Here is a 6,934-nt window from a genome sequence, read left to right as displayed (position 1 = left end):
TGCTCCCGGGTGTCGCGTGTCTTCCAGATCCAGCCCCACGTGATCAGGGCAAACAGCGGCATCACGATCATGTGCACCCGCCACAGCCCCATCCATACCTTCTCGAACTCGGGTTCCATCGAGTCCATCCCGTGCGAGTAGGCAAAGGTGCGCTGGTACCAGATCCAGAAGATCGCCACCAGCAGCATGGTGATCAAACCAAACTTGTACCACCGCGAGTCGTACCACAGGGACATGTCGTAGTCGCGGTCGCTCGACCCCGCTCGACTGCCCGTCGTTCCTAGTGTCGTTGCCATATCGATTACCTCCGTGTCACGTGTTGAAGATGCCAATTCCTGCAGCGGACGTGTGCACGATATCCCTGGCTCGAAGCGTCACGGGTGCGTAAAGTTCCGCTGACGGAACTTCGACCGCCAGGATTCCGCATAGTTCCACATCAAGAATGGGGTTTTCCTCATCCGGGCGTTTTCCGTCCCGGAGGGTTGCGGAAGCCGGTAAAATCAGGTGCGGACGTCGTGCATTGCCATCGGGAAGCGCCATGAAGTGTCTGGAGCGGTTTCATCTGATTCTACTGCTGTCCTTGCTTGCCTGCGGTGCGCAGGCAAGCGCGATCGAGAGCCTGCGGGCGTTCGTCAAGGATACGCGCACCATGCGAGCGACATTCGTGCAGACCGTGCTGGACCGCGATGCCCGGGTGATGCAGCGGAGCGATGGCGTCATGCAGTTCGAACGGCCCGGAAAATTCAGATGGGCCTATGAGAAACCTTACGAACAGCTGATCGTCGGAGATGGCGCGCGGGTATGGTTCTACGATCGCGATCTGGATCAGGTCACGGTACGCCGGCTGGATCAGGCCATCGGGGCCAGTCCTGCCGCACTGCTGGCAGGCAGTGGCGATATCGAGTCCGGTTTCGACCTGGCAGAGCTCGGAGCCCAAGGCGACATGGAATGGCTCGAAGCCAGGCCGGGTGTACGGGAAGGTACCTTTGAATGGGTGCGTCTGGGATTTTCCTCTACGGGAGAGTTCAAGGCGATGGAACTGCGCGATCATTTCGGCCAGACCACGGTGCTCGTGTTTTCAAGGGTGGAGCGTAACCCGCGGTTGGCGCCGGAACTGTTCATATTCAATCCTCCCGCCGGGGCGGATGTGATCAGTGACTGATCTGTTCGAGAAGCGGGCACCGGCTGCCCCGCTTGCGGAGCGGATGCGTCCGGAGACCCTGGATGATGTCGTGGGACAGTCGCATCTGCTCGGGGCGGGCAAGCCGTTGCGGCTGGCCTTCGAATCGGGCAGGCCGCATTCGATGATCCTATGGGGGCCGCCCGGCACCGGCAAGACCACGCTGGCGCAACTCATGGCGCGGGTATTCGACGCGGAGTTCATCCCCCTGTCGGCGGTCATGTCGGGCGTGCGGGATATTCGAGAGGCCATCGAGCATGCGCGTGCCACGTTGCAGCGATCGGGACGGCATACCCTGCTGTTCGTGGACGAGGTGCATCGCTTCAACAAATCGCAGCAGGACGCGTTTCTTCCTTATGTCGAGCAGGGTCTCGTGACATTCATCGGCGCCACCACCGAGAATCCGTCGTTCGAGGTCAACGGTGCCCTGCTGTCGCGTACGCAGGTGTATGTGCTGACCGCGTTGTCCGAGGAGGAACTCGCCGTTCTCTTCGAACGGACGCATGAGCAGGCATTGCCGCATCTCCACTTCACCGGTGATGCACGGCAACTGTTGATCGGATACGCGGACGGGGATGCGCGCCGCCTGCTCAACTGCATGGAACAGGTGGGCGTCGCGGCGGAAGTCGACGGTATATCCGAAATTTCGGCGGACTATGCCGGCAACATGCTTGCCCGAGGCAGGCGTCGTTTCGACAAGGGTGGCGACGAATTCCATGACCAAATCTCGGCGCTGCACAAGTCCGTGCGCGGTTCCAGTCCGGATGCCGCACTTTACTGGATGTGCCGCATGCTGGACGGCGGTGCGGATCCGCTCTACATCGGACGGCGGCTGATCCGTGCCGCCACGGAGGATATCGGCCTTGCGGATCCGCGCGCGCTGCGGGTCGCGATGGATGCGGTGGAAGCGTACGAGCGGCTGGGAAGCCCCGAGGGCGAGCTGTCCCTGGCGCAGGCGGTCCTGTATCTCGCCTGTGCACCCAAGAGCAATGCCGCCTATCTTGCGTATAATAAGGCGCGCGCATGCGTTGCGGACAATCCGTCGCAGCCGGTTCCGGTTCATCTGCGAAATGCTCCGACCAGACTGATGAAGGATCTGGGTCATGGGCACGGATACCGTTATGCCCACGATTACCCGGAAGCCTATGCGGCCGGAGAGAACTACTTCCCCGAGGGCATGCGGGAGATTCATTTCTATCGGCCGACCACGCACGGGCTGGAAGCAAGGATTTCGGAAAAACTGGCGTACCTGCGCGAACTGGATACGCAGGCAAAGGACGCGTAATGATCCCCTGCTGCACCGTTTCGGGGATCCGTTGGAGCACGGATGCTGGACATACAGTTGTTGCGTAGCGATCTGGAAGGTACCGTCGCTCGGCTTGCCAGGCGCGGGCATCGTTTTCCGGTCGAGGAGTTCAGTACCCTGGAAACCGAGCGTAAGCTGTTGCAGACGCGTACCCAGGAGTTGCAGGCGCGGCGCAATACGCTCTCCAGGCAGATCGGCCATGCCAAGGGGAGGAGTGAGGACGCAAGCGCCATCATGGCGGAGGCGGACGGCCTGGGCCACGACATCGGCCAGGTGGAGAGCAGGCTTGAACGCATACAGGCCGAGCTGCAGCACATCTTGTTGCAGACTCCCAATCTTCCCCATGTCAGCGTGCCGGTGGGGAAGAGCGAGGCGGACAACCGTGCGGTGCGCAGCTGGGGCACGCCGCGCGTGTTCGAGTTTGCCGCGAAGGATCACGTGAGCCTGGGCGAGAGTCTGGGCCTGCTCGATTTTTCCACCGCGGCGAAGCTGAGCGGGGCACGCTTCAGCCTCATGACCGGGGCCCTGGCGCGGCTGCATCGCGCGCTCGCACAGTTCATGCTGGATACGCATACGAACGAGCATGGCTACGTGGAGGCGTACGTGCCCTACCTGGTCAATGCGGAAAGCCTGCTGGGCACCGGACAGTTGCCGAAGTTCAAGGAGGATTTGTTCGAGATTCCGCGGCGGCAGGAGGGAGGCGGGCGGGGCTTCTCGCCGGAGGATGCGCGATCCGGGGCGGATGACGGCAACCTGTACCTGATCCCCACAGCAGAGGTTCCGCTCAGCAATATCGTGCGGGACCGCATCGTTCCACATGAATCCCTGCCTCTCAGGCTGACGGCGCACACACCGTGCTTTCGCTCCGAGGCGGGAAGCTATGGGCGGGATACGCGCGGCATGATTCGGCAGCACCAGTTCGACAAGGTGGAACTGGTGCAACTGGTGCACCCACGACAGTCCTACGAAGCGCTGGAGATTCTCACCGGCCATGCCGAGAAGATCCTGCAGAAACTGGGGCTGCCCTATCGTGTCATGGAACTTTGTACCGCGGACATGGGATTCTCGGCGACCAAGACCTACGACATAGAGGTCTGGCTGCCCGGTCAGGACGCCTATCGTGAGATTTCCTCGTGCAGCAACTGCGAGGCATTCCAGGCGCGGCGCATGCAGGCGCGCTTTCGCAACGAGAAGGGCAGACCCGAGTTGCTGCATACGCTCAACGGCTCGGGGCTGGCGATCGGGCGCACGCTCGTGGCCATCCTCGAGAATTTTCAGAATGCCGACGGCAGTGTTTCGATTCCCGAGGCACTGCAGCCCCATATGGGAGGCATGGATCGGCTCAGGGGCAAGGCATAATTCATCATCAGGAGGGTGTGTCATGGAAAGGGACATTGAAAGCGGGGCAGCACCAGATGCTCAGGCGGACATCGCGGCGCTCGAGAAGGGTGTATGCGACGCCATAGCCCGCGAGGGCGACGTGCGAGGGGTGGTTCGCGACCTGACGGTGCAGGCGCTGAGCACGCAGAACCGCGATCTCGAATCCCTGCGGCGCATCATGACTGCGGTGATGCGGGGTGTGCACGAAGGCGCTCGGCAGAAGCTTCCGCCCTCGCCCGCTTCTGCACAGGCGGCTCTGGCTCCTGTGCGCGATGCAGTTGCCGGACTGGACGCCGGGCTTGCACAGTTTGCCGAAGCCTCCAAGCTGGCGCTGGAAGAGGCGCGGGGCCGCGCCCAGGCATTTTCCAGCGAAGAATTGGCCAGGCTGCGCACCGAACTGGAAGGTGTAGAGGCGCTGTTTTTCGAAATCGTGCAGACATCGGCAGCGACTGCGCACGAGGCAGTGTCGGAAACCCTGCGCGATCTGGTGGCGCACGCACGGCGCAGCGGCACGTCGGTGGGGGCGCAGCTGAAGGATACGCTCGCGGCGTTCAATCGCGAGATTGCCGCCGCGGGTCAATCCCGGGTCGAAGCCGGACTGCAGTTGACCCAGGCAGTCACCGGCCTCATGCGCCAGATCGCCGCGGGCGTGCTGACCGGTATCGCGGAGCGGATCAGGTCCGATGGAGGTTCCGAAAAACCCGGCTAGGCCTCCTCAGACACTGCAGCCGTCATCGTCGCAGGCCGATCCGGCCTGCGTGTCGATCGTGGCGGGCGGATCCGCCGGAGTATCGGTTTCTTCGACTTCCTCGGAAAGCAGCGCGCCGATCGAGAATCCGATGGACAAGTCGCTGACGTGCCCGAACTTGTGCAAACGCAGGCGTCCGGACTTGTCGATCAGAATGAGGGTGGGCGTGCCCTGCATCCGGTATGTGCGCATGGTCAGCGGAATGCCCTCGGGCTCGCCCTCGTACCGGTCGATACCGATGGGAAAGCGCAGCCGGTATTCATACGCAAATACTTCCAGCGCCTCCCGGTTCATCGCTGCATGATGTTCGAAAACGGTATGCAAACCGATTACCGCGACCTTGCTCGAGTCGAATTCCTGGAAGATTTTCTGTGCCTGGGGAATGCCGAGCTGCACGCATCCGGGACAGAAGATTTGGAAGGTATGCAGCACGACCACCTTGCCGCGCAGGGATGCAAGCGTGATCGGCTGCGTGGTATTGAGCCAGCCCGATGTTTGCAGTTCCGGCGCCATGCCCGCGCTTGCGATGTTTGCAGTACCAGTCATATATATGCCTCCAACATATTTAAAGGAAGAATCGCAGATGAGGGATTATCTCATGGCATGAAGGCCGGTGCGTATCCCCGGTGTGTCGGCATTGCCTCCTTTGGGTCGCGAGCCTCTGCTTTTTCCGTACAGCGCCGGGATCGAGGATATTCTTCCCCGCATCCTTCATCGGAGGCGCCCGGGAATGATGGCATCATCGAATCGAAGTGCCATGTCCTTGAATCCCGGATTGCGTAAATTCCCCTGTTTCAAAAAGGGAAAATACCGATTTTTAGAATATGGGCATTGAGGGGGAATCGGGTTGCCGACGTGCGTTTATCTTGTATGCGCAATTTACGTGTGGTAGAATTTTATATTAGCTTACAAGTGCGTGCCCGTTTGGAAAAGGCATGGGAAGCGCCTTGTTGTCGAGATGCGATACGGCGTCGATTTGAAGGATGGGAGGGAATGGCGGATTCCTGCGTCTGTTCGGGGAGGAGGCGTCAGGAAAGGCGAATGATTTGACAGGAGAGCCGGTTCGGACATGCTTCTGCCAGGAGGGGTGGAATCGGGCAAGCGGGTTGCAGGCGTGTTTCCGCATATGGGTTCTTCCGCTTCACCGTTATTCCGCTTTGAGTTCGTATCAATCAAGTCGAGTCCGATTGGTTGAGTGATATTGTTCCCGGGTGAGTGGGAAATATGGTTGCGATCTTGTTTTTTGGCCGGCGTTGAAACTTATATGGCTGCCCGCACTCTTAATGGGTGGTGTTTTTGGAGACCATATGATAGCACAAATTACCGACAATCCAAATAGGGTTATTAATAAAAATATAAAATAAAGTCGGTTGCCGGTGAGGGTCGTGGCGACAATTTCCATGTGTGAGCACCTTCCGGGATGGCTGGATGGGAGACCGGGATGATCCAGATGTCATTCCGCGGCCGATCCGTCGGAAAGATTTCTTTGTCATCGAACTGTAATGGTCATCAGCAATCAAGTAGGGGGGAATATGAGTAGTAGACTGGCAGCGCTATCGTGTGCTCTGACGTATGGGACGTATTCCGGGCTTGGTATGGCGGCGGCGGATCCCTACCAGTTGAATCTTCCGGCGCCGCAGACGGTGATAGCGCAGCAGATATACGACCAGCACACGCTGGCGCTGTGGATATGCCTGGCGATCTTCATCGGGGTGTTCGGGACGATGTTCTACTCGGTGCTGAAGCACCGTAAGGATGCGGGGTACAAGGCGGCGAACTTTCACCACAGCACGACGGTGGAGATCATCTGGACGACGATACCGTTCTTCATACTGATCGGGATGGCGTACCCGGCGACGCAGACGGTGATTGCGATGAAGGACACGTCGAACCCGGACATCACGGTGAAGGTGACGGGGTACCAGTGGAAGTGGGGGTACGACTACCTGACGGGGGAAGGCGAGGGGATCAGTTTCCTGAGCGAGCTGTCGACGCCGCGGGCACAGCAGGAGAACCGGGAGTCGAAGGGGGAGCACTATCTGCTGGAGGTTGACAACCCGATGGTGGTGCCGGTGGGGAAGAAGGTGCGGATTTTGCTGACGGCCAATGACGTGATCCACGCGTGGTGGGTTCCGACGCTGGGGGTGAAGCAGGATGCGATTCCGGGTTACATCCGGGATGCATGGTTCACGATCGACAAGCCCGGGACGTACCGGGGGCAATGCGCGGAGCTGTGCGGGAAGGAGCATGGGTTCATGCCGATCGTGGTGGAGGCGGTGGAGCCCGGGAAGTACGCGCAGTGGGTATCGCAGCAGAAGGC

At 60.2% G+C, this 6,934-nt stretch carries 8 protein-coding genes; 5 read left to right on the top strand and 3 right to left on the bottom strand.

What is annotated here, in order from left to right; all coding sequences use genetic code 11:
- Window positions 1–296 (bottom strand): methane monooxygenase/ammonia monooxygenase subunit C (locus BT108_RS13045; RefSeq protein ID WP_218184876.1); only part of this gene is annotated, 296 nt, incomplete at its 3' end.
- A 16-nt stretch (window positions 297–312) separates the two neighbouring features.
- On the bottom strand, window positions 313–540 hold the full coding sequence (locus BT108_RS13660) for a hypothetical protein (RefSeq protein ID WP_143142506.1): 228 nt from the start codon (window positions 538–540) through the stop codon (window positions 313–315).
- On the opposite strand from BT108_RS13660, the gene lolA reads away from it, so the two are divergent.
- The 4 genes from lolA to BT108_RS13025 are packed head-to-tail and all read left to right on the top strand — an operon-like array spanning window position 539 to window position 4,575.
- Window positions 539–1,162, top strand: coding sequence for an outer membrane lipoprotein periplasmic chaperone LolA (gene lolA / locus BT108_RS13040; protein WP_072294993.1), 624 nt, complete (start codon window positions 539–541; stop codon window positions 1,160–1,162). The genes BT108_RS13660 and lolA overlap by 2 nt on opposite strands.
- Window positions 1,155–2,465, top strand: coding sequence for a replication-associated recombination protein A (locus tag BT108_RS13035; protein ID WP_072294992.1), 1,311 nt, complete (start codon window positions 1,155–1,157; stop codon window positions 2,463–2,465). Before lolA ends, BT108_RS13035 begins: the two co-directional genes overlap by 8 nt.
- A 42-nt stretch (window positions 2,466–2,507) precedes the next feature.
- Window positions 2,508–3,845, top strand: coding sequence for a serine--tRNA ligase (serS, locus tag BT108_RS13030; RefSeq protein ID WP_072294991.1), 1,338 nt, complete (start codon window positions 2,508–2,510; stop codon window positions 3,843–3,845).
- Window positions 3,846–3,867: 22 nt separating this feature from the next.
- A complete protein-coding gene (locus BT108_RS13025) occupies window positions 3,868–4,575 on the top strand; it encodes a DUF6781 family protein (RefSeq protein ID WP_072294990.1) in 708 nt (235 codons plus the stop codon).
- A 6-nt stretch (window positions 4,576–4,581) separates the two neighbouring features.
- On the opposite strand, the gene BT108_RS13020 is transcribed toward BT108_RS13025, so the two are convergent.
- The gene (locus tag BT108_RS13020; RefSeq protein ID WP_072294989.1) at window positions 4,582–5,160 is read right to left on the bottom strand and encodes a redoxin domain-containing protein; all 579 of its coding nucleotides are present in this window, start codon (window positions 5,158–5,160) and stop codon (window positions 4,582–4,584) included.
- Between the two features lie 986 nt (window positions 5,161–6,146).
- Between BT108_RS13020 and coxB the strand changes: the two genes are divergently transcribed.
- The coding region (coxB, locus tag BT108_RS13015) for a cytochrome c oxidase subunit II (RefSeq protein WP_072294994.1) at window positions 6,147–6,934 on the top strand (788 nt) is incomplete at its 3' end.

This window comes from Nitrosovibrio sp. Nv17 (genome assembly GCF_900119085.1).
In the GTDB taxonomy this organism is placed as follows: Bacteria; Pseudomonadota; Gammaproteobacteria; order Burkholderiales; family Nitrosomonadaceae; genus Nitrosospira.
This window is presented reverse-complemented; position numbering and strand designations above follow the sequence as displayed.